This is a genomic window from Amycolatopsis sp. NPDC104863, from assembly GCF_055582965.1.
The window spans coordinates 459,859-484,525 of sequence record NZ_JBVJOW010000010.1; the positions used below are offsets into that span (position 1 = coordinate 459,859).

Below are 24,667 nucleotides of genomic sequence, written 5' to 3' on the forward strand. Positions count from 1 at the left end.
GGTCAGCCGATGACGTCGATCTCGAACGGTTCGGCGGCGCTGTACTCGAGGTCGGCCCACACCGCGCCGGGCAGCGTGAACCGGCGGTGCGACAGCAGCCGGGCGTCGTACTGCGGGTTCTCCTTGGGGTTGTGACCGCTTCCGGTCCGGTCCGAACCCCACGCGAAGATGTTGCCGACCCACATCGGTTTCGCGACTCCCTCGGCGTCGAGCCGCGGCCGGACGATGACGGCGGCGCCGTCGCTGCCGGACAGGTTGAGCCGGACGGTGTGCTGGCCGGCGTCGGGCGAGGTGACGGTGATGCGTTCCATGATCTCCACTCCGGTTTCGGGGGGCTGGGGTGCCGGCGAATCGACGCCCGGCCAGTAGTCGGCGACCACGGAGACGTCGATGCCGGGCGCCACGCCACTGTCCCGGGGCGCCGGGGCGCAAGCCAACGCGGTGGCCGGAGACGCACCGAGCAAGCCGGTCCCGGTCGCGGCGACCACCGTCAAGGCTTTCAAGAAGTCGCGGACGACTGGCAGCCCAGGACTCGCTGCGCTGAGGCCATCATGCCCTGGGGCAAAGCGTGTCCGACAGGCATCTCGCCGGCGACACACTTCTGCGACGCTCGGAAATTCACCGAACTCGCGCTCGTCAGTACCGGCTTGCCGGGCGGCTGCTTCGCCGAGTCACTGCACGTACTTCGGGAGCGAACCCGAGTTCTTCCCAGCGTTCGTGGTCGATCAGCTCGCTCATGCGACCACGAAGCACTCCGTGCACGGTCGACACGTCGAAGGACCGGCGTCGGGGCTCGTCCGGGCTCGCGTCGTACAGGTCCACCAGTCCTCGAATCTTCTCTGCCGTCGGCAACGGTGCCGACTCGACAGCGCGAAAGAAGGGGGCCAGGTTACAGTCCTGCGCGGCCAGTGCACTCAGCACGTCGTCCCGAACGGCCTCCAGCGCGAGCCCGCGGCGCAGTCCGAGGATCGCCCGTCCCAAGGCCGCCGCCGGGTGTCCCGAGAGATCCAGCTCGGAAAGGGCCGAGATCAGCGCCCGGTCCATTGTCACGGCACCATCGCGGTAGGTCACTGCGATGAGCAAGTCGACGAAGCGGGGATGCTGGTCCAAGGCACGCAGCACCCAATCGATCAGGGCCTCGGTCTCGCGAGAAGGTAACCCGATCGGACCGGTCGAAGTGGATGTTCGACGCGATCAACGGCAACCGTTCCGAGAAGCAAGGCTCACGCGACGACGACACGCTCAACAACCATCCGCAGACCAAACGCAAATACGTCCTTCGCGGGCGAGTCGTCCACAGCTGCGGTCGGCGCATGACCGGCGACACGAAAGGCAGGGCGGCGGCGTACTACCTCTGCTGGCCGCGTAAGAACAACCGGGCGACACCGCACCTGCACCCCGGCCTGCCGGCGTCGATCCGCGTCCGGGAAGACGAGCTCTTCGAAGCCATCTGCCGGTTCTACGCCGACCGGCTCTTCGGCCCCGAACGGCGCGCGATCCTCGATCCGAACTGGGAACCGTCGACGATCACGCTGTCACCGAACGAGAAGCCGAGCGCGCTCGCCGCCAGAAGGTCCTCGCGACGATCGCCCGCCAGCAGGACTCGATCATGAAACAAGCCCGCGAAGGCGATCCGGACGACCCGTTCGCTGCAGGGCTCCGCCAAAGCTACAACGACCTCGAGAGCCAGAAGAAGGTTGCTCTCCAGGCCATCGCCGAGCTCGACGCGGCCGAAGAGAAGGCGGCGCCGGCTGCGGCCGACCTCAGTCGGCTCGACGCACTCCCCTACCTCGCCGTGAACCTGGCGAAGGCCCCGCAGGAGCTGCTGTACGGGCTGCTCGAGGCCACTCAGCTCAGTGTTCAGGTCCACGGGCTTGGCGATGAGGTGACGATCACGGTTAAACTACCTGGTGATCAGCTACCCAAGACGGCGGAAGCCGCGGAAAGGGTCTCCGACGCCATGACATCCACAGAACCGAAAAACGCAGCCGGCCTGGGCCAAGCTGCGTTCGGGTTGATGCTGCTGGTACCCCCGATGGGATTCGAACCCACGCTACCGGCGTGAGAGGCCGGCGTCCTAGGCCGCTAGACGACGGGGGCTTAGGATCTTTCCCTGGTTTCCCAGGGGCTTTTCTGTTTTTCTTACCGGAGAGAACTTACCAGAGGCGATTTCTCGACCTGCAGGGGGGTCACTCTCCGCAGCTGGGGTACCAGGACTCGAACCTAGACTAACTGGACCAGAACCAGTCGTGCTGCCAATTACACCATACCCCAGTGAGGTACCCTGCCGACCTGAAGAACCGGTCCGGCTCAGCACCACACGAGAAGAAATACTAGAGCACCCCGTTCCGGACCGTGAAGGCGGGGGTCCCACTGACCCGCTGCGCCGGGACGCCGATCGTCGCGTACTCCGAAACCAGCAGCTCAGGCAGCTCGGCGAGACCACTGACCGTGTGGACGCCCTCCGGGGCCCGCTCGCCGATGCCGTCGCGGTCGAGCCAGACCGCTCCCAGGCCCGCGTCGCGGGCGCCGATCGCGTCGGTGTCGAGCTTGTCGCCCACGTGGACGGCCTGGGCGGGAGGACAGCCCAGGCCGAGGCACACCGTGTGGAACATCACCGGATCGGGTTTTGCCACCCCGAGCTCGCCGGCGATGGCGACGTGGTCGAAGTACGGGGCGAGGCCGAGGTCCGCGATCTTCTTGCGCTGGTGCACCCCGGACGCGTTGGTCACGGCGGCGAGCAGCAAGCCCGCGGCGCGGAGCCAGTCGAGGCACTCGATGACGTCGTCGAACAGCTGCCACGAATGGTCGAGCAGCTCTCTTCGGCGACGCTCGAAGGAGCTCACCTGCTCGGCGTCGGCGAGGATTCCCAGCTCCCCCAGGAAGCAGTCGGTGCGGCGCTGGTGCATCGTCGCGTAGTCGATCTCACCCGCGACGACCAGTGCGACGTGCTCCTCGGTGATCAGGTCCCACAGCGGCCACAGGTCACCCCGGCCGGTGAGGATGTGGAGGACGCGGCGGATCGCGGCGGTGCAGTCGATCAAGGTGTCGTCGATGTCCAGGCACACCAGCCGGAGCTCGGGCGGCGCCCAGGGCTCGGACGCCGCCGCGGCGGGGGCGGTTCGCGAAGGGGTCCGGGGTGCCAGGGCGAAATCCACCCAGTGAGGCTAGGGCAACCGCAGCGTTCGCGACGCTGCCAAAGAGGTGATTGCCGGTGGCCCGTTCCGGCGCACCGGCTCTACTCCCAGTTGGCGAACCGTCTTCTGTTGGTTATCCAGCGAACCTTATTCAGCCGTCGGCCGGCGCCAAGTCGCGGCAGGCAGGCGGCTTGCGGTCCGTGGCGCCGTCCTAACCAGAATAAGGTTCGACCAGTGCGCGCCGAAGACGTCCCAGTGAGACATCACGGCCGAGCAGCTCCATCGATTCGTACAGCGGCGGCGAAACGGTCCGCCCGGTGATCGCGACGCGGACCGGCGCGAAAGCCTTGCGGGGCTTGAGACCCAGACCGTCCACAAGGGCGTCCTTGAGCGCCTGCTCGATGGCCGCGGTCTCCCACGACGGCAGCGCTTCGAGGGCCGCGATCGCCGCCGCGAGCACCGGCTGCGCGGCTTCGCCGAGGTTCTTCGCCGCGGCGTCCTCCTCCGGCGCGAACTCGTCTTCCGCAACAAAGAGGAAGCGCACCATCGGAACCGCGTCCGACAGCACCGTGACGCGTTCCTGCACCAGCGGCGCGATCGCGCTCAACCGGGCCGCCTGCTCCTCGCTCGGCGGTTCCGGAAGGACACCGGCCGTGACGAGATAAGGCGTGACGCGCTTCACGAACTCCGCCGCCGGCAAGGCCCGCACGTGGGTTCCGTTGATGGCTTCGGCCTTCTTGACGTCGAAGCGGGCCGGGTTGGCGCTGACCTTCGTGACGTCGAAGGCGGCGACCATCTCCTCGACGCCGAAGACGTCGCGGTCGTCCGCGATGGACCAGCCCAGCAGCGCCAGGTAGTTGAGCAGGCCCTCGCGGGTGAACCCGCGGTCGCGGTAGTTGAAGAGGTTCGAAGAAGGGTCGCGTTTGGACAGTTTCTTGTTGCCCTCGCCCATCACGTACGGCAGGTGGCCGAACTGCGGCGTGAACTCCGCGACGCCGACGCGCTCCAACGCGGCGTAGAGCGCCAGCTGGCGGGGCGTCGAGGGCAGCAGGTCCTCACCGCGCAGCACGTGCGTGATCTTCATCAGCGCGTCGTCGACCGGGTTGGTCAGCGTGTACAGCGGCTCGCCGTTGGCGCGCACCAGCACCGGGTCCGGGATGGTGCCCGCCGGGAAGCTGATGTCGCCGCGGACCAGGTCGGTCCACGCCAGGTCGACGTCCGGCATGCGCAGCCGGAGCACCGGCGCGCGCCCCTCGGCGCGGTAGGCCGCGCGCTGCTCGTCGGTGAGGTCGCGGTCGAAGTTGTCGTAGCCGAGCTTCGGGTCGAGGCCGGCCGCCTTGCGCCGCGCCTCGACCTCGTCGTTCGTCGAGAACGCTTCGTACAGCTCCCCCGCTTCGAGCAGCTTCGCGGCGACGTCGGCGTAGATCGCGCGGCGCTCACTCTGGCGGTACGGGCCGTAGGGGCCCCCGACCTCGGGGCCCTCGTCCCAGTCGATGCCGAGCCAGCGCAGCCCGTCGAGCAGCTGCTCGTAGGACTCCTGCGAGTCGCGCGCGGCGTCGGTGTCTTCGATCCGGAACACCAGCTGACCCTGGTTGTGCCGGGCGAAGGCCCAGTTGAACAGCGCCGTGCGGATCAACCCGACGTGCGGGGTGCCGGTCGGCGAAGGACAGAAGCGCGCGCGAACCACCGATGTCTCACTCATAGCCCGATCAGCGTATCCGCCCTCACATCGCTTGACGCCGGGGACCGGCCGGGTGCATCCTCAGCTTATTCAACAAGCGATGAATAGATGGGGAGATGATCGAGATGGAGCGCACGGGGTGCGTCGTCATCGGAGGCGGGCCGGCCGGGATGGTCACGGGCCTGCTGCTGGCCCGGGCGGGTGTCGAGGTGACAGTGCTGGAGAAGCACGCCGACTTCCTGCGGGACTTCCGCGGCGACACGGTGCACCCGTCGACGCTGACCCTGCTGGACGAGCTGGGCCTCGGCGAGAGGTTCCACGCGCTGCCGCACAGCGAGCTGCGCGCGGCGGGCTTCCCGGAGGAGGACGGCACGCTGATGAAGCTGGCCGACTTCACCCGGCTGAAGGTCCCCCACCCGTACATCGCGATGGTGCCGCAGTGGGACTTCCTCGACCTGCTCGCCGAGAGCGCGCGCAAGGAGCCGACGTTCGTCCAGCGCATGGAGACCGAGTGCACCGGACTGGTCCGCGAACACGGCCGCGTCGCCGGAGTCACCTACCGCACGAGCGCCGGGGAGACCGGGGAAATCCGCGCCGACCTGGTAATCGCCGCCGACGGCCGCTGGTCGCTGGCCCGGCGTGAGGCCGGCCTGACGCCGCGCGAGTACGACTGCCCGTTCGACGTCTGGTGGTTCCGGCTCTCGCGGGGCGAAGGGGAGGAAGGCGGCATGCTGCTGCCGAAGATGCGTGACCGCCGCTTCGCCGTGCCGCTCCCCCGGCCCGACTTCTACCAGGTCGCCTACCTCGCGCCGAAGGGCGAGGACCTGCGGAAACAGGGCATCGAGGCGTTCCGCGAGAACGTGACGCAGATCTGCCCGGAGTTCGGCGACCGCGTGCACGAGCTCGAGACGATGGACGACGTCAAGTTCCTCGACGTGCGGCTCAACCTGCTGCGCGCGTGGCACGTCGACGGGCTGCTCTGCATCGGCGACGCGGCCCACGCGATGTCGCCGATCGGCGGCGTCGGCATCAACCTGGCCGTGCAGGACGCGGTCGCGGCGGCGACGCTGCTGGCCGAGCCGCTGCGCCGGGGCCGGCCGACGCCGGCCGCCCTGGCGAAGGTGCGCGCCCGACGCCTCGCGCCGACGCTGCTGGTGCAGGGGCTGCAGCGCCTCATGCACCGGACCGTGGTGCGCGGCGTGATGAGCGGCAAGCGCAACGGCCCGCCGGCGCCGATGATCAAGGCGTTCGCGCGGTTCCCGCGGCTGTCGTACGTCCCGGCCCGGCTCCTCGGCCTCGGGCTGCGGCCGGAGCACGCCCCGGCGTTCGCCCGGCGGCCGATGGAGCCGGTGGCCAGGGGTTACTGATCCGGCCAAAAGCAGGCCGGCCCTTCAACGGCACGTGCCGTTGCCACGAAAGCCATCCGGCCGTGACTGTGGTCGGATCAGTAACGAACGGCACAGCTAGACGTTCTCGACCGGGTTGGTCAGGGTGCCGATGCCGTCGATGGTGATCGAGACGCTCTGGCCACCCTCGATCGGGCCGACGCCCTCGGGCGTGCCGGTGAGGATGACGTCGCCGGGCAGGAGCGTCATGACGCCGGAGACGAACTCGACCAGCTCGGGGATCTTGTGGACCAGGTCGGACGTGCGGCCGTCCTGCTTGAGCTCGCCGTCCACCTCCGAGCGCAGCGCCAGGTCGGACGCGTCGAGCGACGTCTCGATCCACGGGCCGAGCGGGCAGAACGTGTCGAAGCCCTTGGCGCGGCCCCACTGGCCGTCGGACTTCTGCAGGTCGCGGGCGCTCACGTCGTTCGCGACCGTGTAGCCGAGGATCACGCTCGCCGCGCGGGCGGCGGGCACGTTCTTCACCGGCTGGCCGATGACGATGGCCAGCTCGCCCTCGAAGTCCACCCGCCCGACGTTCGAGGGACGGCGGATCGGCGCGTTCGGGCCGACGACCGTGGTGGACGGCTTGAGGAACAGCATCGGGGCGCTGGGCACCTCGTTGCCGAACTCGGCCGCGTGCTTGGCGTAGTTGCGGCCGACGGCGATCACCTTGGACGGCAGGATCGGCGCGAGCAGCCGGACGTCGGCCAGCGGCCACCGCTTGCCGGTGAAGTTGGGGTTGCCGAACGGGTGCTCGGCGATCTCCAGGACCTGGGCGTCGTCACCGTCCCCTTCGACCGAAGCGAACGCGACACCACCGGGATGAGCAATACGGGCTAGGCGCACGCGGTCAGTCTACGTGCGCCCAGCGCGTGACTCAGGCCACGGTCGTGCTCTTGTGCACCAGCGCGTCACACAAGGCCAGCCAGCTGGCCTCGACGATGTTCCCGTGCACGCCGACGGTGGTCCACTCGCGTTCGCCGTCGGTGCTCTCGACCAGGACGCGCGTCACCGCGTCGGTGCCGGGGTGGCCCTGGAGGATGCGCACCTTGTAGTCGGCGAGCTCCACACTGTCCAACCAGGACAGGTGCGGGGAGAGCGCCTTCCGCAACGCGGCGTCGAGCGCGTGAACCGGCCCGATGCCCTCGGCGGTCGCGATGACGCGCTGGCCGCCGACGTGCACCTTGACCGTCGCCTCGGCCATGACCTCGCCGTCCGGGCGGTGGTCGAGCACCACGCGGTACGACTCGAGCTCGAACGGCGCCTCGGCCGGAACGTCGGCCTCGGCGCGCAGCAGGAGTTCGAGGGAGGCGTCGGCGGCTTCGAAGGACCAGCCTTCGGATTCGAGGCGCTTGACCTTCGTGATCGCGCTCGTCAGCGCTTCGGGCCGGCCGGCAAGGTCGACCCCGAGCTCACGTCCCTTGAGCTCGAGGCTGGCCCTGCCGGCCATCTCGGTGACCAGTACCCGCATGTCGTTGCCGACGGAAGACGGATCGATGTGGTTGTACAACAACGGATCCACCTTGATCGCGCTCGCGTGCAGTCCCGCCTTGTGAGCGAAAGCCGACGCCCCTACGTAGGCCTGGTGGGTGTAGGGGGCGAGGTTGGCGATTTCGGCAAGGGCATGGGAGACCCGGGTGAGCTCGGCGGCGCCTCCGGTCGGGAGGACCTCCATCCCGAGCTTGGTCACCAGGTTTCCCGTCACGGCGAAGAGGTCGGCGTTGCCGGCCCGCTCCCCGTAACCGTTGGCGGTGCACTGGACGTGCGTCACGCCGGCCTGCACCGCGGCGACGGAGTTCGCCACGGCGCAGGAAGTGTCGTCCTGACAGTGGATCCCGAGCCGGAATCCCGTCTTTTCCTTGATGGTTTTGACAGTCTCGGCGAGGCCCAGCGGCAGCTGTCCGCCGTTGGTGTCGCAGAGGACGAGGACGTCGGCGCCCGCGTGCGCGGCGGCGTCGAGGACCTTGAGCGAGGTTTCGGGGGAATGTGCGTAGCCGTCGAAGAAGTGCTCGGCGTCGAGGAAGACCCGCCTGCCTTCCTTGACTAGGAACGCGACCGTGTCGCGGACCATGGCACAGGCCTCGTCGACGTCGACGCGGAGAGCGCGTTCGATGTGCCGCAGATCGGACTTGGCGACGAGAGTGATGACGGGTGCTTCGCTGTCGAGCAGGGCCCGCACCTGCGGATCGACGTCGGCCGTGGTGCCGGCCTTGCGTGTCGCGCCGAACGCGACGAGCGCCGCGTGGTTCAGCTTCAGCTCGCCCTTAGCGGCGCGGGCGAAGAACTCCGTGTCCTTGGGCAGCGCCCCCGGCCAGCCGCCCTCGATGAACCCGACGCCCAGCTCGTCCAGCAGCCGCGCGACGGCCAGCTTGTCCTGGACGGAGTAGGAGATGCCCTCACGCTGCGCACCGTCGCGCAGGGTCGTGTCGTAGAGGTGGAAGGCATCGCCGAGCGGGGTATCGGCGGGCTCCTGGCGGGTCACGGTCTTCTCCTAGCGAGTTCGGGCGTTTCGAGGCAACAAAAAAACCTCCCGCATGGGTGCGAGAGGTTGCGCGCCGGGGGCTCTTGTGGAGCTATCGTCCGGCGCGCTCGATGATAATGATCGCGAAGCTGGTCACGGTCGCATCATGCCACAGGGTTTTGGCGAAAGTCCACAACCTGGGTCAAGCTCCCACCATCCGGGAAAGTCCCCGCGCACCCCTGCCCGCGGTCCCCGCCCTCCCATGGGGCGGCCCCTAGGTCCAGTCTATCGGCGATCACGGACAGGACCGCCGGAAAACCGTTCCGCGGTCGTGGTTGTCCAAATCACGGCGGTGGTGTGGACAAGCCGCGGTCCGTTGTTCGCGCGCCGGCGTGCGAATGGACCGTTCGCGCCGCCGGACAGCACGTCACGGCGGGCAGACCGTTCGCACCGCGAACCGGCGCGCCCGAGCGCAAGCCGCCCCGTCCACGCGTCGAAGCGGTACGAACGGACCCTCCCAGCCCTCACGACCCCACGCACGAAAAAGCCCCGCACCGGATTCGGTGCGGGGCTCCTCCGAGTAAGAGATCAGCCGGCAGTACGCACGTTCGACGAAACCAACGCCGCCAGCCGGTCGCCGATCGCCGTCGTCGCTCCCGGCGAAGCCTGGTCCCGCGTCGCCAGATCAAACGCCACCGAGGCCTCGATCCGCCGCGCCGCTTCCTTCTGGCCGAGGTGGTCCAGCAGCAGCGCCACCGACAGCACCGCCGCCGTCGGGTCGGCGAGACCCTGGCCCGCGATGTCCGGCGCCGAACCGTGGACCGGCTCGAACATGCTCGGGTTGCGGCGGGTCATGTCCAGGTTGCCGCTCGCCGCCAGGCCGATGCCGCCGGTCACCGCCGCCGCGAGGTCGGTGAGGATGTCGCCGAACAGGTTGTCCGTCACGATCACGTCGAACCGGGACGGGTCGGTCACCAGGTGGATGGTCGCCGCGTCCACATGGGAGTACGCGACCGTCACCTCCGGGTGCTCCAGCGAGACCTCTTCGACGATCCGCGACCACAGCGAGCCGGCGAACGACAGCACGTTGGTCTTGTGCACCAGCGTCAGGTGCTTGCGCGGGCGGGCCTCGGCGCGGGCGAACGCGTCGGCGACCACGCGCCGGACGCCGTACGCGGTGTTGGTGCTGACCTCCGTCGCGATCTCGTGCTCGGTGTCCTTGCGGATCAGGCCACCAGTGCCCGCGTACGGGCCTTCGGTGCCTTCGCGCACCACGACCATGTCGACGTCGCCCGCGTCGGCCAGCGGCCCCCGGACACCCGGGTACAGCCGCGCCGGGCGCAGGTTGACGTGGTGGTCCATCTCGAAGCGCAGGCGCAGCAGCAGGCCGCGCTCCAGGATTCCGCTCGGCACCGTCGGGTCGCCGACCGCGCCCAGCAGGATCGCGTCGTGCTGACGGAGTTCGCCGAGCACCGACTCCGGGAGCAGCTCACCGGTCGCGTGCCACCGCGCGGCGCCGAGGTCGTAGTTCGTGATCTCCGCCGTCGGTACTACCTCGCCGAGCACCTTCAGCGCCTCGGAGACCACCTCGGGCCCGATCCCGTCACCTGGGATCACCGCGAGCCGCATCCACACACCTCCGTCGACGTGGCCACCGGATGCACCGATGGCCCACCGCAACAAAACGCCAGCAGCCGGAAGGTTACCGGCCGTAGACAAACCGCCGTAGCCGCACCACCCTTATGCCGCATCCTCCCGCAGGGTGAGACACCCGTTCGGGTGAACAACGAGGCGGGCGTCCCCGGCGGAAAACCACCGGGGACGCCCTGTTCCTGCAAAAATCGATCTTGCCGCGGACTAGCGCCGACCAGCCCCGATCGGCTGACGGGCGGTGGCCGCGGCCGCGTCCACCTTGACCACGTTCGCCCGGTTCCCCGCGGCGTTGTGGTGCTCGATGGCGAGCAGCCCGAGCGCCTTGTCCGCCGCGGCCGACTCCGCGTTGCGGGTGACGACCAGCGCCGTGCCCGGCTTCGCGACGTAGCCCAGCGCGGCGTCACCGCCGCCCTGCACCGCATAACCCGGCGCGAGCGCGTCGAACGAAAGCGGCGTGCCGACGTAGTCGATCAGCCCGTTCGTCGTGCCCGGAGCGACGTAGAAGCCGCTGACGCCCACCGTGTAGGAGACGCGGTGGCTGTCGGCGTTCGCGTCGATGCCCAGCGCGGCCAGGGAAACCGGCAGCGTCAGCACGTTCGTGTCGAACACGTTCGTGTCGACGTCGCCGAGCTGGCCGTTGACGGCCTGGACGTCCACCTGCGGGAAGCCCGGGGTCAGCGCGACCGTGACGGCCAGCAGGACGTCCGTGGCCGTCGCCTTGGTCACGTACGTCTCGAAGTCCGGCACCCCGTCCCCGGTGGTGTCGATGTCGACGAACGGCGAGGTGTTGCTGCCGATGTTCGCCCAGTCGCCCCACGTGGACAGCCCGAAGGCGAGGATCGCGTTCTCCGGCTCACCCTGCTCCTTCGCCAGCGGCGCGGTGGAAGCCGCCCCGATGTAGCGGAGGTCGCCGCCCTTGGCCGTCTTGTTCACCGTGCAGTCGGTGACCACGTCGGCGTCGCACTCGGGCAGCTGCGGGGACTCCGCCTGCAGCTCGAGCACGCTGATCAGCGAGCGGTACTTCTGCACGCCGGAGCCCTGGTCGACGCCCTTGCCGGTCAGGTTCAGCACGGCCTGGGTGGCGTCCGGGCCGAACTTCACCGACTGCGGCGTCGAAATCGTCGACACCGGCTTGGGCGCGGCGTACACCGAAACCCGCAGCGGCACCTTGGCCCCGCTCTTCGGGGTGAAGGCGACACGGCCGGAAGCGTCGGCGACGAACTGCCGCGCCAGGCCGGCCTGGGTGGCCTGCATGGTCGGGTCCATGACCTTGCGCAGGGCCTTCGGGTCGGCGATCTTCAGCGTCACCTTGACCTTCGCGGTGCCGCGCGGCGAGAGCTTCACCGACGGCGTGTCCACTGTGTACTCGACACCCGGCAGCGCGTTGACCGCCTGGTAGGCCACGGTGTACTCGGCGGGCGTGACACCCTTGTTGACCAGCTTGATCGTCTTCGACAGCGTCACCGGCCCGGCCGCCTCGACGGTCCCGAAGCTGACGCTCACCGCGCCCGGGTCGTCCTGGACGTAGGCGAGCACCTGGTTGTCCAGCGCCGCCTTGGCGTCGATCCGGCCGCTGCCGACGCGCTGCGGCGCGAAGGTGTGGCCCGCGCCGTCGGAGACGTCGTGGCCGGCGGTGTCGACCACCGACGCCTTGACCTCCTCGACCGACCAGTCCGGGTGGGACTGGCGGACCAGCGCGGTGATGCCCGCGGTGTGCGGGGCGGCCATCGACGTGCCGCTCAGGACCGTCCGGCCGTTGCCGCTGCCGCGGAACGCCGAGGTGATCGTGTCACCCGGCGCGGCGACGTCCGGCTTGAGCGCCGGGCCGCGGGTGCCGCGCGAGGTGAACGAGCTCGGGGTGTCCACGATGGTCTTGTCGTAGGTCTGGACCGAGGCGCGCCCGGCGCCGTAGAGCCGGAGCTGCAGCGTGCCCGCGGTCAGCGACGCGCGCAGCGTCTTGGTCGCGGACCCGGTGAACTGGAACATCGGGATCGCCGCGTTGCCCGCGATGCCCGCACTGAAGTGCTCCAAAGTGGACGACAGCAGCGCGCCCTTCGCCCCGGCCGCCTGGGCGTTGTTCGCCCGGGCCGCCGAACCGCAGGCGCGGGTCGAGTCGTTGTCGTCCCACTCCAGCCAGACGAACTTGCCGGCGGCCTTGGCCTTGTCCGCGGCGGAGTACGGCGCGCAGCCGGCGTTGTTCGCCGCCGACAGCGTGACGACCGGAGCGGTCAGGTCCAGCGTGTCGTAGCCGGTGTAGTTCTGGCTGTACTGGCCGGTCTTCTGACCCGCGGCGTTCGCGGGGGCCTTCGCCTCGGCGGCGTCACGCAGGACGCCCGCGTCGCGGGTGCTGGCCACGGTGAGCGCCTCGGGCGTGTTGCCCGGCGAGCCGGCGATGTCGTTGATGTCGCCGCCGTTGCCCGCGGAGATCACCGGGAGCACGTTGTTCGCGGCGAGCTTGCGCACGAACAGCGAGTCCGGGTCGTCCGGGGCGCCGAAGTCGGAGCCCAGCGAGAGGTTGACGATGTCGAGGTGGTCGGTGAAGTCGCCGTCGCCGTCCGGGTCGAGCGCCCAGTCCAGGGCCTGCGAGGTGACGTTCGTCGAGCCCGCGCAGCCGAACACCTTGATGGCGTAGAGGAGCGACTTCGGCGCCGTGCCCGGGCCGATCTTCATCGCGTCGACCTTCTTGGCGTCCAGCTTCTGGTAGTCGCCCTTGAAGGTCTTGCCGTCCGCGGTGACGCCGAAGCCGCCGATGGTGCCGGCCACGTGCGTGCCGTGCTCACCGCAGGCGAGCGGGTTCGGGTCCGGCTTCGGGGTGGTCTTGCCCGGCGTCGCGGCGTCGTAGTCGTTGCCGACGAGGTCGGTGCCGCCGACCACCTTCGCGCTCGGGAAGAGCGGCGTCGGCTTGGTGCTGTCGACGCCCTTGTACGCGGCCTGCGTGCCGGGGCCGCCGAAGTCGGCGTGGGTGTAGTCGATGCCGTCGTCGATGACGCCGACGCGGACGTTGTCGCCGAACTTGCCGGTCTGCTGCCAGGCCGCGAGCGTGTTCGTCAGCTGCTCGGCGCTGGCGTTGGTGCGGGTCTTCGGCACGACCGTGCGCACCGAAACGACATCCGCGCGCTTCGCGACTTCACGCAGCTTCGCGGCGTCGGCGGTGACGACCACACCGGGGACGGCGTTGGCGGTCTGGGTGACGACCTGCGGCTGGGCGTCGGCCGAGCGCAGCTGGCCGAGCACCGAGTTCACCGCCGCCGTCGTGTCGTTCTTGGCGGCGCGGGCGGCCCGCTTCGCCTGTTCCTTGCCCTGCGGCTGCGCGGCGGTGAACGCGTCGACGGCGGGCTTCTTCGCCAGCTCGACGAACGCGGTCACGCGGCCCTGCGCGGCGCCCAGGCGGGGGGAAAGCTTGCCCTGCAGTTTCGCGTCGTCGATCTTCGCCGGTGCGACGCCGTCCGCGAGCGGTGCGTCTGCGGCGCTCGCGACCGGCGCGCCCAGCGCGGCGGCCAGCACGACGGCGAAGAACGCCGTCGTGACACGAGCGGGTAAGCGGGATCTGCTCATGGGTCGTCCCCTTACTCGAGGTCTGGACCCGAACCTGCCTGCCGCTCCTGGCACCCCCGACGGTGAAGCACGGCAACCGCGCCGTGCCCTCGACGGCGCGTGGTTCGACCTCGCGGGGAGAACCTAATGCCCCAAATCACCTACTTACGTAGGCAAAGGACTCCGTTATGTGAATGTGATTGCCCGGTGAAGGCCCCTTCGGGGTGAAGGGGCCTTCACCGTTTCGGGTCAGTTGAAGTCGACGGCGCGGATCGTGTGCGCGCCCACCGAGGCGCCGATCGGCTCCAGCAGGTGCGCGTCGATGTGGCGGTCGACGCGCAGCAGCATGACCGCGTCGGAGCCGTCGGTGGTCTGGCTGATCTGCGCGGCCTCGATGTTGATGCCGGCCTCGCCGAGCAGCGTGCCGACGCGGCCCATCACACCCGGGCGGTCCGGGTACTCGACCAGCAGCACGGTGCCCTCGGCGCGCAGGTCGAACCCGCGGCCGTTGACCTCGACGAGCTTCTCGACCTCGTCCAGGCCGGTGCACGAGCCGGAGACCGTCAGCACCTGGCCGTCGGCGTGCACCGCGCGGACGGTGACCAGGCTGCGGAACTTGGGGCTCTCCGACTCGGTGGTCAGCTGCACTCCGACACCGAGCTTCTCGGCGAGCTGCGGCGCGTTCACGAACGTGACCTGGTCCTCGACCACGCCGGTGAAGACCCCGCGCAGCGCCGCGAGCTGCAGCACGCCGGTGTCCTCGGCGGAGATCTCACCCTTGACCACGACGTCGACCGTGCTCGGCGCCTTCGGGTTCAGCGCGGTGAGCAGCATGCCGAGCTTCTGCACCAGCGACAGGTACGGGCGGACGTGCTCGCCGACGGCGCCGCCGCCGGAGACGTTCACCGCGTCCGGCACGAAGTCGCCGCGCAGGGCCAGCAGCACCGACCTCGCGACATCGGTGCCCGCGCGGTCCTGCGCCTCGGCGGTGGACGCGCCCAGGTGCGGCGTCACGACGACGTTCTCCAGCTCGAACAGCGGGCTGGCGGTGGTCGGCTCGGTGACGAAGACGTCGACGCCGGCGCCGCCGACGTGACCCGCGCGCAGCGCGTCGGCCAGGTCCTGCTCGACGATCAGCCCGCCGCGGGCGGCGTTCACGATGATGACGCCCGGCTTGGTCTTCTTCAGCGCCTCGGCGTCGATGAGGCCCTTGGTCTCCGGTGTCTTCGGCAGGTGGATGGAGATGGCGTCGGCGCGGGTCAGCAGCTCGTCGAGGGTGACGAGCTCGATGCCCAGCTGCGCGGCGCGCGCGGCCGAGACGTAGGGGTCGTAGGCGATCAGCTTCGTGTCGAACGCGGCGAGGCGCTGCGCGAACAGCTGGCCGATCTTGCCGAGGCCGACCACGCCGACGGTCTTGCCCTGCAGCTCGACGCCGGAGAAGGAGCTGCGCTTCCACTCGCCGCCGCGGAGGCTCTGGTCGGCGGCCGGGACCCGGCGCGCGACCGCCAGCAGCAGCGCGACGGCGTGCTCGGCGGCGGAGACGATGTTCGACGTCGGGGCGTTCACGACGAGGACACCGCGCTCGGTGGCCGCGGGGACCTCGACGTTGTCCAGGCCGACCCCGGCGCGGGCGACGACCTTGAGCTGCGTGGTGGCGCCGAAGACCTCGGCGTCGACCTTGGTGGCGGACCGGACCAGCAGCGCGTCGGCGCTCTTCACCGCCTCCAGCAGCGCGGATCGGTCCGTGCCGTCGACGTGCCGGACCTCCACCTCGTCACCGAACACACTCAGCACGGAGGGGGCGAGCTTCTCCGCTATGAGAACGACGGGTTTGCTGGGCTTGCTCACGATGCGGCTCCCACTATCTGGTCACTTCCAGGACGCTGTGTGTCGACAGACGGACTCAGCACGTCGTTGTGCCCCGGTCGAGGCGGAGTTTAACCCGCTGGACCGCCCCCTGGCTTCCCATGGTGTTAACTCGCTCGTAATCCCTCGAAAACAAGAGCCAGCAGGCGCTGCATGCCTTCCTCGCCGGGCAGGTGCGCGCCCGCCCAGGAAGCCGCGTGGAGCAACAGAAGCAGCTCGTTCGTCGTGACGTCCTCGCGCAGCTCGCCCGCCCGCTTCGCACGTTCCACTAGATGGGAACCGGCCTCGCGCATTGTGTGGCACGAAGCGTACAAGCGTGACGTTTCGTCGTTCAGCGCGTCGGCGGTCAGTTCGACCAGGCCGCGGAAGGTCCCGGTGGTGTCCCCCAGGCCGGCGAGCCAGGCCTGGAGCGCACGCAATGGCTCGGGGTGGGTGAGCAGCTCGCGTGCCCGCTCGGCCTGGCCGTCGAACCGGGCCCGCAACAGCGTTTCGAGCAGGGCCTCGCGGGTCGGGAAGTGGCGGTAGAGCGTGCCGATGCCGACCCCGGCGCGGCGCGCGATGTCTTCCAGGGACGCCTCGACGCCGTGTTCGGCGAAGGCGCGCTGGGCCTCTTCCAGGAGGCGCTCGTAGTTGCGGCGGGCGTCCGCGCGCATCGGCTTGACTTCGGTCATCGCCCTTCCGACCCTACCGGGTAGCCAATCGGAGGTAGCCTCCGTATATTAACCGGAGGCAGCCTCACATTACTGGAGGGACGAGGATGACCCTGGTCGAAGACACCCGCGCCCGGCTCGGCGCGATCGGCGCCTGGCTTCCGAGCGCACCCCTGAACACCCCCGCGGACGTCGAGCGCGCGGCCACCCGGCGGCTGGCCGGGCTCGGCTACCGCTCGGTCTGGAGCGGCGAAGGACCGGGCGGCCGCGAAGTGTTCGCGGCGTTCGGCGACCTGCTCGCGTCGGTGCCGGACGTCGTGCTCGGCACCGGCATCGCCAACGTCTGGGCGCGGCCCGGGGTGACCGCCGAAAAGGGCGGCGCCACCCTCGCCCAGGCCCACCCCGGCCGGTTCGTGCTCGGGGTCGGCATCGGGCACGCGTTCCAGGCGGCGAAGCGCGGCGAGGAGTACCGGCCGATCGACCGGATGCGCGCCTACCTGTCCGAAATGGACACCGCCGCGGCCGAAAACCCTTCCACGGTGGCGTTTCCGCGCGTGCTGGCCGCCGTCGGGCCGAAGATGCTGGAGCTGTCGCGCGACCACGCCGACGGCGCGCACCCGTTCGCCCAGCCCGTCGGGCACACGCCGTACGCCCGGGAGGTCCTCGGGCCGGACAAGCTGCTGATCCCCCAGCAGACGGTGCTGCTCGGCACCCGCGAGGACGCGCGGGAGAGCGTGCGGCGGCGGGTGGCGCAGTCGCGCGAGTTCGCTGTCACGGCCTACCTCGCGGGCTGGAAACGGCTCGGTTACACCGAATCCGACATCGGCGGGCCGAGCGACCGGTTCGTCGACGACCTCGTCCTCTGGGGTGACGGCGGAACCATCGCGAAGCGCCTGGACGAGCTGCTCGACGCGGGCGCGGACCACGTGCTGCTGACACCGTCCGCGGCCACCTTCGAGTCCACTGTGGACATTCTGGCCGAGCTGGCCCCGGCGGTGCTCCGATGAGCGTCGGGATCTGGCGGTTCTTCGACGGCGCACCGGTCTCCGAGGTCCGTGAGACAGCCGTGGAGCTCGAAGAGCTGGGCTTCGACGCCGTCTGGTTCGGCGAGTACGCCGGCCGGGAGGCGTTCACGCAGGCGGCGCTGCTGCTCGCGGCGACGTCACGGCTCACGGTGGCGACCGGGGTCGCGCGGTTCGACCAGCGTTCGCCGCTCGCCGCGGAAGGCGCGATCCGGGCCCTGGGCGAGGCCTACCCGGGCCGGTTCATCGCGGGGCTGGGCGGACACCGGCCGGGCGCGCGGCCGCTGATGGCGTTGCGCGAGTACCTGGCCGGGATGGACGCGGCGGAGCTGCCCGGCCTGCCCCCGCCGTCCCCACGCCCGCTGAGAGTGCTCGCGGCGCTGGGCCCGAAGTTGCTGGATCTGGCGGCCGAGCGCGCCGACGGCGCCCACCCGTACTTCGTCCCGCCGGAGCACACGGCGATGGCGCGCGAACGGCTCGGCCCGGGCAAGTACCTGGCCGTTGAGCAGGCGGTGGTCCTGGACGCCGCGCCGGACGTCGCCCGAGAGCACGTCGCCGGGTACGTGACGCCGGCGGAGCACCACCGCACGAACCTGCGCCGGCTCGGTTTCACCGACGAAGACCTCGCCGACGGCGGCAGCGACCGCCTGGTCGACGCGATCGTCGCGACCGGCGAACAGGCGGCGGCCGACCGGATCCGGGCCCACCTCGACGCGGGCGCCGACCACGTCTGCGTCCAGATCCTGGCCCCTTCGAAGGACTCCCACCGCAGGCTGGCCGCCCTGCGGCCGTGACCGAGGTAGGGTGGCGGGGCGCGGTGAGGGCCGCGCCCCGTCCGCGGAAAGGGCCGAGCCCACCCCCGCTCCACCGCACCACCAGCTCCGCACCTTCTTTCCTGCCCGGTGCCGGCGGACCACGGGCGACGAGGGAAGGAAGGCACGATGGGCACGCTGCCCGCCCAACCCAGCCTGGACCAGCTGCGCAAGCGCGCGAAGGACCTCGCACGCGCCGAAGGCGTCAAACTCTCCGAAGCGCAGTTCCGGATCGCCCGGGACCACGGCTTCCCGAGCTGGCCGAAGCTGCAGGCGTACGTCCGGCGCGTCACCGAACACGGCGAAACGCTGCAGCACCCGTACCACCAGGACGTCCACTACTACGCCGAGCGGGCGCTCGGCCTGCTCGCCTCGGCCGAGGACGAGACACCCGGCGCTCGCGAGCCGTTCGAACGCTGGGCGCAGCCGCTGACCCAGGCCGGCGCCTTCACGGTCGTCGCGCGCGAACACGGTTTTGACTCCTGGCGCGCACTCCAGAACCACATCAAGTCCCTTGTGGACAGTGGAGAGCCGTTCGCCCGGGCCTACCGCGCGGTCGAAGCGCGGGATCCCGAGGCGCTGGAGGCGCTCCTGACGGAGTTCCCCGGCCTGGTCACCGCCCGCGGCACCAACGGCAACGACCTGCTCGGCATGGCCGGGGCGACCCACGACGAGCGGCTCAGCCGGATCCTGCTCGACCACGGCGCCGACCCGGCACACGGCAACGTCCACGGCTGGACGCCGCTGCACCAAGCCGCGTACGCCAACCTCCCGCTCCTGCTGGACATGCTCCTCGACGCGGGCGCGCCGGTCGACGTCTCCGCGCGCGGTGACGGCGGCACTCCCCTGGTCGTCGCGCTGTTCTGGGGGCACCGCGAGGCCGCGGAGAAGCTGGCGCCCCACAGCCGGGCGCCCGGCAACCTGCGCGTCGCGGCCGGGCTCGGCGACGCGGACCTCCTCGACGAGCTCCTGCGACCGGGCCAGCCCGCGGCCGGCGCGCACCGGGGCTTCTACCGGCCCCACAGCGGCTTCCCGAAGTGGCAGCCGACCGACGACCCCGCCGAGGCCAAGAACGAAGCCCTGGCCTGGGCCGCCCGCAACAACCGCGCCGAAGCACTCCGCACGCTCGTCGCCCGGGGTGCCGACGTGGACGCCGACGTCTACCGCGGCACGGCCCTGACCTGGGCGGCCGCGACCGGGCGGGTCGTCGCCATCCGGACGCTCCTCGAACTCGGCGCCGCCGTGAACCACCTCGGCACTTTCGGCGGCCCGAACCACGGCGAAGGCGTCACGGCCCTGCACCTCGCCGCGCAGTCCGGGCACCTGGACGCGATCCGCGTCCTCGTCGAGCACGGCGCCGACCTCGGCGCGCGGGACGCGCTCTTCGACAGCACCCCGGAGAAGTGGGCCGAAGTGTGCGAGCAGCCGGCCGCGCACGACCTCCTGCGCACCCTGTAGACAACCGGAGTCTGTAGTCCGTATCTTCGAAGACGGACTACAGACTCCGTTTTGCCCACTGGGAGGACCCATGACCAGCCCCCGCGACGTCTTCGACGCCCTGTCCGACGGCATCAGCGAAGGACGCTTCGCCGAGCTGTCCGCGCTCTACGCCGAGGACACCGTCGTCGAACACCCCCAGGCCGTCCCGCGGCCGACGCGCCTCGAAGGCCGCGCGGCCGTCCACGAGCGGTTCGTCGGCACCCTCGCCGCGTCCGTCCGGCTCAAGCGCAAGAACGTGGTCGTCCACGAGACCACGGATCCTGAGGTGATCGTCGCCGAATACGACTACGACGCCGAGTCCGTCGAGACCGGCCGGACGACCACGACGGCCAACATCCAGGTGCTGCGCGTGCGCGACGGTCTGATCGTCCATTCCCGCGACTACCACGACTACCTGCGGCTGGCCGTGCTCAACGACGGCGTCGACCAGCTGGTCAAGGCGTACGAACAGGCGCCGCCCCGGGAGCTTTCACCGGTCACGCCGGAGAGCGCGGACACGGTGTTCGAGAAGCTGGTGCACGGCGTGGCCGGCGGCCGCTGGGACGAACTCCCGGACCTGTACGCGGAGAAAACACACGTGACGCACCCGTTCCTGCCGGGATCGGCCGTGGTGCGGACGCGGGACGAGCTGCGCGAGCACTTCGCGGCGGGCAAGGCGCTGAACCCCCGGTTCGCGGTCGCGGACCTGGTCACCTACCAGGGCGCCGATCCGGAGGTGCTGATCGGCGAGTTCGCCTACCAGGGCGAATACGCCGGGAAGCCGGCGCGGATCGCCAACATCTTCTCGATGCGCGTGCGTGACGGCCTGGTCGTCGAGTCCCGCGACTACGGCGACCACCTCGGCATCGCCGGGGACCTCGGCCAGATCCCCGAGCTGGCGGCGAAGGTCTAGGCCTCCGCGAGGTCCTCGGGCAGGTCGAACTCGCCGTCGCGGACGCCCTTCACGAACGCGTCCCACTCCCCCGGCGTGAAGACGAGGATGACGCCGTCCGGCTTCGACGACTGCCGCATCGCGGTGTAGGTGACACCGTCGGTGTGCTCGATGAAGGCGTACTCGACGCAGTCGTCGAGGGTGACCCCCTCGGGCTCGGCCCGGATCCACTCGGCCTGGGTGAAGTCCAGGTGGTGCCGGATGTGCGCCTTGTCGTCGACCGGCTGCTCACTCATGTCGCAAGCGTAGCGAAACGGCCACTGAAAGCACTGAAGGGGACGCCCGGAGCGGGCGTCCCCTTCAGCGTCCTGGAAAAAAGACTCAGGCGGTCTCGGTGATCGGCCGGTCCACCCACGACATCAGGTCGCGCAGCTTCTTGCCGGTCGCCTCGATCGGGTGCTGGTTGCCCTGCTCCTCGAGCTTGGTGAAGTTCGGCCGGCCGGCCTCGTCCTCGGCGACCCACTCGCGGGCGAACGTGCCGTCCTGGATCTCGCCGAGAATCTTCTTCATTTCTTCCTTCACCGCCGGCGAAATGACGCGCGGGCCGCGGGTCAGGTCGCCGTACTCGGCGGTGTCGGAGATCGAGTAGCGCTGGCGCGCGATGCCGCCCTCGTACATCAGGTCGACGATCAGCTTCAGCTCGTGCAACACCTCGAAGTAGGCGATCTCCGGGGCGTAACCGGCCTCGGTGAGCACCTCGAACCCGGTCTGCACCAGCGCGGACGCGCCACCGCAGAGCACGGCCTGCTCGCCGAAGAGGTCGGTCTCGGTCTCCTCGGTGAACGTCGTCTTGATGACACCCGCACGCGCGCCACCGATGGCGGCTGCGTAGGAGAGGGCGAGCGCCTGGGCGTTGCCGGAGGCGTCCTGCTCGACCGCGATGAGCGCCGGGACGCCCTTGCCGTCGACGAACTGGCGGCGGACCAGGTGGCCCGGGCCCTTCGGCGCGACCATCGCGACGTCGACGTTGGCCGGCGGCTTGATCAGGTCGTAGCGGATGTTGAAGCCGTGCCCGAAGAAGATCGCGTCGCCGTCCTTGAGGTTCGGCGCGATGTCCTGCTCGTAGATGAAGCGCTGCTTCGTGTCCGGCGCCAGGATCATGATCAGGTCGGCCTCGGCCGACGCCTCGGCCGGGGTGAGCACACGCAGGCCCTGCTCCTCGGCCTTCGCCCGCGACTTGGACCCCTCGGGCAGGCCGATGCGGACGTCGACGCCGGAGTCGCGCAGGCTCAGCGAGTGGGCGTGGCCCTGGCTGCCGTAGCCGATGACAGCGACCTTGCGCCCCTGGATGATCGAGAGGTCGGCGTCGTCGTCGTAGAAGATTTCCACTGCCATGGGGGTTACTGCTTCCTTTCCTGACTTACTTCTTTAACGCGGTGATGTGGCGGTGATGGAACGGGCGCCCCGCCCCACCGCGACCATGCCTGACTGCACCAGCTCACGGATGCCATACGGCTCCAGCATCCGCAGCAGCGCACCGATCTTGTCGGACGTCCCGGTGGCCTCGACGGTGAGCGCCTCCGGAGAGACGTCCACCACCTTGGCCCGGAAGAGCTGGACGGTTTCGAGGACCTGGCTGCGCACGGTGTTGTCGGCGCGAACCTTCACGAGCAGCAGTTCGCGCTGCACGGCGGTCGACTGCTCCAGCTCGACGATCTTGATCACGTTGACCAGCTTGTTGAGCTGTTTGGTCACCTGCTCGAGCGGTAGCTCTTCCACGGCGACCACGATCGTCATGCGGGACACCTCGGGGTTTTCCGTGGGCCCGACGGCGAGGGACTCGATGTTGAAACCGCGGCGGGAGAACAGGCCCGAGACGCGCGCGAGCACACCCGGCTTGTTCTCGACCAGGACACTCAGCGTGTGGACGCTCATCTCAGCGCTCACCCTCCCCAGCGGCTTCGGCGGCGGCCTCGGTCGTCTCCACCGAAACCTCGTCGTCGTCGAACAGCGGCCGGATGCCCCGGACCGCCATGATCTCGTCGTTGCCGGTCCCGGCCGCGACCATCGGCCACACCTGGGCATCCTTCCCGACGACGAAGTCGATCACGACGGGACGGTCGTTGATCTCCATCGCACGGCGGATGGTGGCGTCGACGTCTTCCTTCGTCTCGCACCGCAGGCCGGCGCAGCCGAGCGCCTCGGCCAGCAGCACGAAGTCCGGGATGCGGTGCTTGTGCGTGCCGAGGTCGGTGTTGGAGTACCGCTCCGAGTAGAAGAGGTTCTGCCACTGCCGGACCATGCCCAGGTTGCCGTTGTTGATGACGGCGACCTTGATCGGCGCGCCCTCGATGGCGCAGGTGGCCAGCTCCTGGTTGGTCATCTGGAAGCAGCCGTCACCGTCGATCGCCCACACCGGGGTGTCCGGGACGCCGAACTGCGCGCCCATCGCGGCCGGCACGGCGAAGCCCATGGTGCCGAGACCGCCGGAGTTGATCCAGGTGCGCGGGTTCTCGTACTTGACGAACTGCGCGGCCCACATCTGGTGCTGGCCGACCCCGGCGGCGTACACCGCGTCCGGCCCGACGAGCTCGCCGATCCGCTCGATGACGTACTGCGGCGACAGCGAACCGTCGTCCGGCCACTCGTAACCGGCCGGGTAGGTCTTGCGCCAGTCGTCGGCCTGGGTCCACCAGTCGGTGAGGTCCGGCTTGCCGCCGTGCTCGAACTCCGTCTTCACGGCGGTGATCAGCTCGCCGATGATCTCCTTGCAGTCGCCCACGATCGGGACGTCCGCCTTGCGGTTCTTGGAGATCTCGGCCGGGTCGATGTCGGCGTGCACGATCGCGGCATCCGGCGCGAAGGACGACAGCTGGCCGGTGACGCGGTCGTCGAACCGCGCGCCGAGGGCGATCAGCAGGTCGGCGCGCTGCATCGCGGCGACGGCGGCGACCGAGCCGTGCATGCCCGGCATGCCGAGGTGCTGCGGGTGCGAGTCGGGGAACGCGCCGCGTGCCATCAGCGTGGTGACGACGGGGATGTTCGTCAGCTCGGCGAGCTGCTTCAGCTGCTCGTGCGCCTCCGCCTTGATGACGCCACCACCGACGTACAGCACCGGGCGGCGCGACTTCGCGACGAGCTTCGCGGCTTCGCGGACCTGCTTGCCGTGCGGGCGCAGCGTGGGGCGGTAGCCCGGCAGCCGCAGCTCGGTCGGCCAGGAGAACGACGTCATCTCCTGCAGCACGTCCTTCGGGATGTCCACCAGGACCGGGCCGGGTCGGCCCGTGGACGCCAGGTGGAACGCCTCGGCGATGGTCCGCGGGATCTCCGCGGGGTCCGTGACGAGGAAGTTGTGCTTGGTGATCGGCATGGTGATGCCGCAGATGTCGGCTTCCTGGAACGCGTCGGTGCCGATCAGCGCCCGGCTCTGCTGGCCGGTGATGGCCACGACCGGGACGGAGTCCATGTTCGCGTCGGCGAGCGGGGTGACCAGGTTGGTCGCGCCCGGGCCCGACGTCGCCATGCAGACGCCGACCTTGCCGGTGGCCTGCGCGTACCCGGTGGCCGCGTGGCCCGCGCCCTGCTCGTGGCGGACCAGGACGTGGCGGACCTTCGTCGAGTCCAGCAGCGGGTCGTAGGCCGGCAGGATGGTGCCGCCCGGAATGCCGAAGACCACCTCGGCGCCGACCGCCTCGAGCGAACGCACGAGCGACTGGGCGCCGGTGACGCGCACCGGGGTTCCCGCCGGTGGCGCCGGCTTCGGACGTGCTCCGGGAGCGCCGGGCGTGGGGCCCGGCTTCGTCGGATTTGTGGCACTGGTCATCGGGGTCTGCCTCGTGGGTCTCGGTGTCACTCGTTCGGGTCGGTTTTGTGCGGTGGGGCCAGGAATCTCTTGCCTCGGGCAACAAAAAACCCTCGCCGACCGTAAGGTCGCACGAGGGTCGCGCGTCGACGCAGCGGAAAGTCTTCCCTAAGCGTCGACGCGCTTGGGAAGTACGAGGCCGGTCAGCGGTGTCACGCGGGTGACGCTAGTCCGAAGGTCTCGCGAGTGTCAACTCTGCGGGATGGTGAGTCCGCATGCTGGACACTCCG

Annotated in this window: 20 protein-coding genes and 2 tRNA genes; 6 read left to right on the top strand and 16 right to left on the bottom strand. The window is 70.0% G+C overall.

Features of this window, described 5'->3' with window-relative positions:
- Window positions 1-2 precede the first annotated feature (2 nt).
- Both ACZ63J_RS43460 and ACZ63J_RS43465 read right to left on the bottom strand, forming a co-directional pair.
- A complete protein-coding gene (locus tag ACZ63J_RS43460; RefSeq protein ID WP_465408116.1) occupies window positions 3-404 on the bottom strand; it encodes a VCBS domain-containing protein in 402 nt (133 codons plus the stop codon).
- Between the two features lie 232 nt (window positions 405-636).
- Window positions 637-1,110 carry a hypothetical protein gene (locus tag ACZ63J_RS43465; RefSeq protein ID WP_465408114.1) on the bottom strand — a complete coding sequence of 158 codons (474 nt, stop codon included), beginning with the start codon at window positions 1,108-1,110 and terminating at the stop codon, window positions 637-639.
- Between the two features lie 71 nt (window positions 1,111-1,181).
- Between ACZ63J_RS43465 and ACZ63J_RS43470 the strand changes: the two genes are divergently transcribed.
- Window positions 1,182-1,613 (top strand): recombinase zinc ribbon domain-containing protein, encoded by a 432-nt coding sequence (locus tag ACZ63J_RS43470; RefSeq protein ID WP_465408112.1) that lies wholly within the window; start codon window positions 1,182-1,184, stop codon window positions 1,611-1,613.
- A 411-nt stretch (window positions 1,614-2,024) separates the two neighbouring features.
- On the opposite strand, the gene ACZ63J_RS43475 is transcribed toward ACZ63J_RS43470, so the two are convergent.
- The 4 genes from ACZ63J_RS43475 to gltX all read right to left on the bottom strand — a co-directional run bounded on the left by ACZ63J_RS43475 (window position 2,025) and on the right by gltX (window position 4,839).
- Window positions 2,025-2,100 (bottom strand) — tRNA-Glu (locus ACZ63J_RS43475).
- A 102-nt stretch (window positions 2,101-2,202) separates the two neighbouring features.
- Window positions 2,203-2,274, bottom strand: a tRNA-Gln gene (locus tag ACZ63J_RS43480).
- A gap of 59 nt (window positions 2,275-2,333) precedes the next feature.
- A complete protein-coding gene (locus tag ACZ63J_RS43485; protein WP_465408110.1) occupies window positions 2,334-3,158 on the bottom strand; it encodes an HAD family hydrolase in 825 nt (274 codons plus the stop codon).
- Window positions 3,159-3,348: 190 nt separating this feature from the next.
- Window positions 3,349-4,839, bottom strand: coding sequence for a glutamate--tRNA ligase (gene gltX / locus ACZ63J_RS43490; RefSeq protein ID WP_465408109.1), 1,491 nt, complete (start codon window positions 4,837-4,839; stop codon window positions 3,349-3,351).
- A 95-nt stretch (window positions 4,840-4,934) separates the two neighbouring features.
- Here gltX and ACZ63J_RS43495 point away from each other — a divergent pair, with 95 nt between their 5' ends.
- The gene (locus ACZ63J_RS43495; RefSeq protein WP_465408107.1) at window positions 4,935-6,185 is read left to right on the top strand and encodes an FAD-dependent oxidoreductase; all 1,251 of its coding nucleotides are present in this window, start codon (window positions 4,935-4,937) and stop codon (window positions 6,183-6,185) included.
- Window positions 6,186-6,281: 96 nt separating this feature from the next.
- Here the strand turns inward: ACZ63J_RS43495 and ACZ63J_RS43500 are convergent, their stop codons facing one another.
- The 6 genes from ACZ63J_RS43500 to ACZ63J_RS43525 all read right to left on the bottom strand — a co-directional run bounded on the left by ACZ63J_RS43500 (window position 6,282) and on the right by ACZ63J_RS43525 (window position 16,391).
- The gene (locus ACZ63J_RS43500; protein ID WP_465341969.1) at window positions 6,282-7,052 is read right to left on the bottom strand and encodes a fumarylacetoacetate hydrolase family protein; all 771 of its coding nucleotides are present in this window, start codon (window positions 7,050-7,052) and stop codon (window positions 6,282-6,284) included.
- 31 nt (window positions 7,053-7,083) lie between these two features.
- Entirely contained in the window at window positions 7,084-8,688 is a 1,605-nt protein-coding gene (gene cimA, locus ACZ63J_RS43505; RefSeq protein ID WP_465408105.1) for a citramalate synthase, read from the bottom strand.
- Window positions 8,689-9,255: 567 nt separating this feature from the next.
- On the bottom strand, window positions 9,256-10,296 hold the full coding sequence (locus tag ACZ63J_RS43510; RefSeq protein ID WP_285484547.1) for a 3-isopropylmalate dehydrogenase: 1,041 nt from the start codon (window positions 10,294-10,296) through the stop codon (window positions 9,256-9,258).
- A 228-nt stretch (window positions 10,297-10,524) separates the two neighbouring features.
- Window positions 10,525-13,875, bottom strand: coding sequence for a S8 family peptidase (locus ACZ63J_RS43515; RefSeq protein WP_465408103.1), 3,351 nt, complete (start codon window positions 13,873-13,875; stop codon window positions 10,525-10,527).
- Window positions 13,876-14,103: 228 nt separating this feature from the next.
- Window positions 14,104-15,702, bottom strand: a complete 1,599-nt coding sequence (gene serA / locus ACZ63J_RS43520) for a phosphoglycerate dehydrogenase (RefSeq protein ID WP_465408102.1) — start codon at window positions 15,700-15,702, stop codon at window positions 14,104-14,106.
- Between the two features lie 125 nt (window positions 15,703-15,827).
- Window positions 15,828-16,391 carry a TetR/AcrR family transcriptional regulator gene (locus tag ACZ63J_RS43525; protein WP_465408100.1) on the bottom strand — a complete coding sequence of 188 codons (564 nt, stop codon included), beginning with the start codon at window positions 16,389-16,391 and terminating at the stop codon, window positions 15,828-15,830.
- A gap of 86 nt (window positions 16,392-16,477) precedes the next feature.
- Between ACZ63J_RS43525 and ACZ63J_RS43530 the strand changes: the two genes are divergently transcribed.
- From ACZ63J_RS43530 to ACZ63J_RS43545, 4 genes are all read left to right on the top strand, one after another.
- Complete coding sequence (locus ACZ63J_RS43530; RefSeq protein ID WP_465408098.1) at window positions 16,478-17,377, top strand: TIGR03620 family F420-dependent LLM class oxidoreductase; 900 nt, start codon at window positions 16,478-16,480, stop codon at window positions 17,375-17,377.
- A complete protein-coding gene (locus ACZ63J_RS43535; protein ID WP_465408096.1) occupies window positions 17,374-18,186 on the top strand; it encodes a TIGR03620 family F420-dependent LLM class oxidoreductase in 813 nt (270 codons plus the stop codon). Before ACZ63J_RS43530 ends, ACZ63J_RS43535 begins: the two co-directional genes overlap by 4 nt.
- 147 nt (window positions 18,187-18,333) lie before the next feature.
- Window positions 18,334-19,662 (top strand): ankyrin repeat domain-containing protein, encoded by a 1,329-nt coding sequence (locus ACZ63J_RS43540; protein WP_465408094.1) that lies wholly within the window; start codon window positions 18,334-18,336, stop codon window positions 19,660-19,662.
- A gap of 70 nt (window positions 19,663-19,732) precedes the next feature.
- Window positions 19,733-20,596, top strand: a complete 864-nt coding sequence (locus ACZ63J_RS43545; RefSeq protein WP_465408092.1) for a nuclear transport factor 2 family protein — start codon at window positions 19,733-19,735, stop codon at window positions 20,594-20,596.
- Here ACZ63J_RS43545 and ACZ63J_RS43550 read toward each other — a convergent pair.
- The 4 genes from ACZ63J_RS43550 to ACZ63J_RS43565 form a co-directional block, all read right to left on the bottom strand.
- Window positions 20,593-20,871 carry a DUF397 domain-containing protein gene (locus ACZ63J_RS43550; RefSeq protein ID WP_410671181.1) on the bottom strand — a complete coding sequence of 93 codons (279 nt, stop codon included), beginning with the start codon at window positions 20,869-20,871 and terminating at the stop codon, window positions 20,593-20,595. The genes ACZ63J_RS43545 and ACZ63J_RS43550 overlap by 4 nt on opposite strands.
- Window positions 20,872-20,956: 85 nt before the next feature.
- Window positions 20,957-21,970 carry a ketol-acid reductoisomerase gene (gene ilvC, locus ACZ63J_RS43555; protein WP_013223583.1) on the bottom strand — a complete coding sequence of 338 codons (1,014 nt, stop codon included), beginning with the start codon at window positions 21,968-21,970 and terminating at the stop codon, window positions 20,957-20,959.
- Window positions 21,971-22,003: 33 nt separating this feature from the next.
- Window positions 22,004-22,510 (bottom strand): acetolactate synthase small subunit, encoded by a 507-nt coding sequence (gene ilvN / locus ACZ63J_RS43560; RefSeq protein ID WP_003080760.1) that lies wholly within the window; start codon window positions 22,508-22,510, stop codon window positions 22,004-22,006.
- A 1-nt stretch (window position 22,511) separates the two neighbouring features.
- Entirely contained in the window at window positions 22,512-24,308 is a 1,797-nt protein-coding gene (locus ACZ63J_RS43565) for an acetolactate synthase large subunit (protein WP_465408090.1), read from the bottom strand.
- Between the last annotated feature and the right edge of the window lie 359 nt (window positions 24,309-24,667).

Coding starts and splice junctions, on each gene's coding strand:
- ACZ63J_RS43470 (WP_465408112.1), top strand. CDS start 1,182: ATGTTCGACGCGATCAACGGCAACCGTTCCGAGAAGCAAGGCTCACGC.
- ACZ63J_RS43495 (WP_465408107.1), top strand. CDS start 4,935: ATGATCGAGATGGAGCGCACGGGGTGCGTCGTCATCGGAGGCGGGCCG.
- ilvN (WP_003080760.1), bottom strand. CDS start 22,510: ATGAGCGTCCACACGCTGAGTGTCCTGGTCGAGAACAAGCCGGGTGTG.
- gltX (WP_465408109.1), bottom strand. CDS start 4,839: ATGAGTGAGACATCGGTGGTTCGCGCGCGCTTCTGTCCTTCGCCGACC.
- ACZ63J_RS43550 (WP_410671181.1), bottom strand. CDS start 20,871: ATGAGTGAGCAGCCGGTCGACGACAAGGCGCACATCCGGCACCACCTG.
- ACZ63J_RS43535 (WP_465408096.1), top strand. CDS start 17,374: ATGAGCGTCGGGATCTGGCGGTTCTTCGACGGCGCACCGGTCTCCGAG.
- ACZ63J_RS43510 (WP_285484547.1), bottom strand. CDS start 10,296: ATGCGGCTCGCGGTGATCCCAGGTGACGGGATCGGGCCCGAGGTGGTC.
- ilvC (WP_013223583.1), bottom strand. CDS start 21,970: ATGGCAGTGGAAATCTTCTACGACGACGACGCCGACCTCTCGATCATC.
- ACZ63J_RS43515 (WP_465408103.1), bottom strand. CDS start 13,875: ATGAGCAGATCCCGCTTACCCGCTCGTGTCACGACGGCGTTCTTCGCC.
- ACZ63J_RS43545 (WP_465408092.1), top strand. CDS start 19,733: ATGACCAGCCCCCGCGACGTCTTCGACGCCCTGTCCGACGGCATCAGC.
- ACZ63J_RS43530 (WP_465408098.1), top strand. CDS start 16,478: ATGACCCTGGTCGAAGACACCCGCGCCCGGCTCGGCGCGATCGGCGCC.
- ACZ63J_RS43525 (WP_465408100.1), bottom strand. CDS start 16,391: ATGACCGAAGTCAAGCCGATGCGCGCGGACGCCCGCCGCAACTACGAG.
- ACZ63J_RS43540 (WP_465408094.1), top strand. CDS start 18,334: ATGGGCACGCTGCCCGCCCAACCCAGCCTGGACCAGCTGCGCAAGCGC.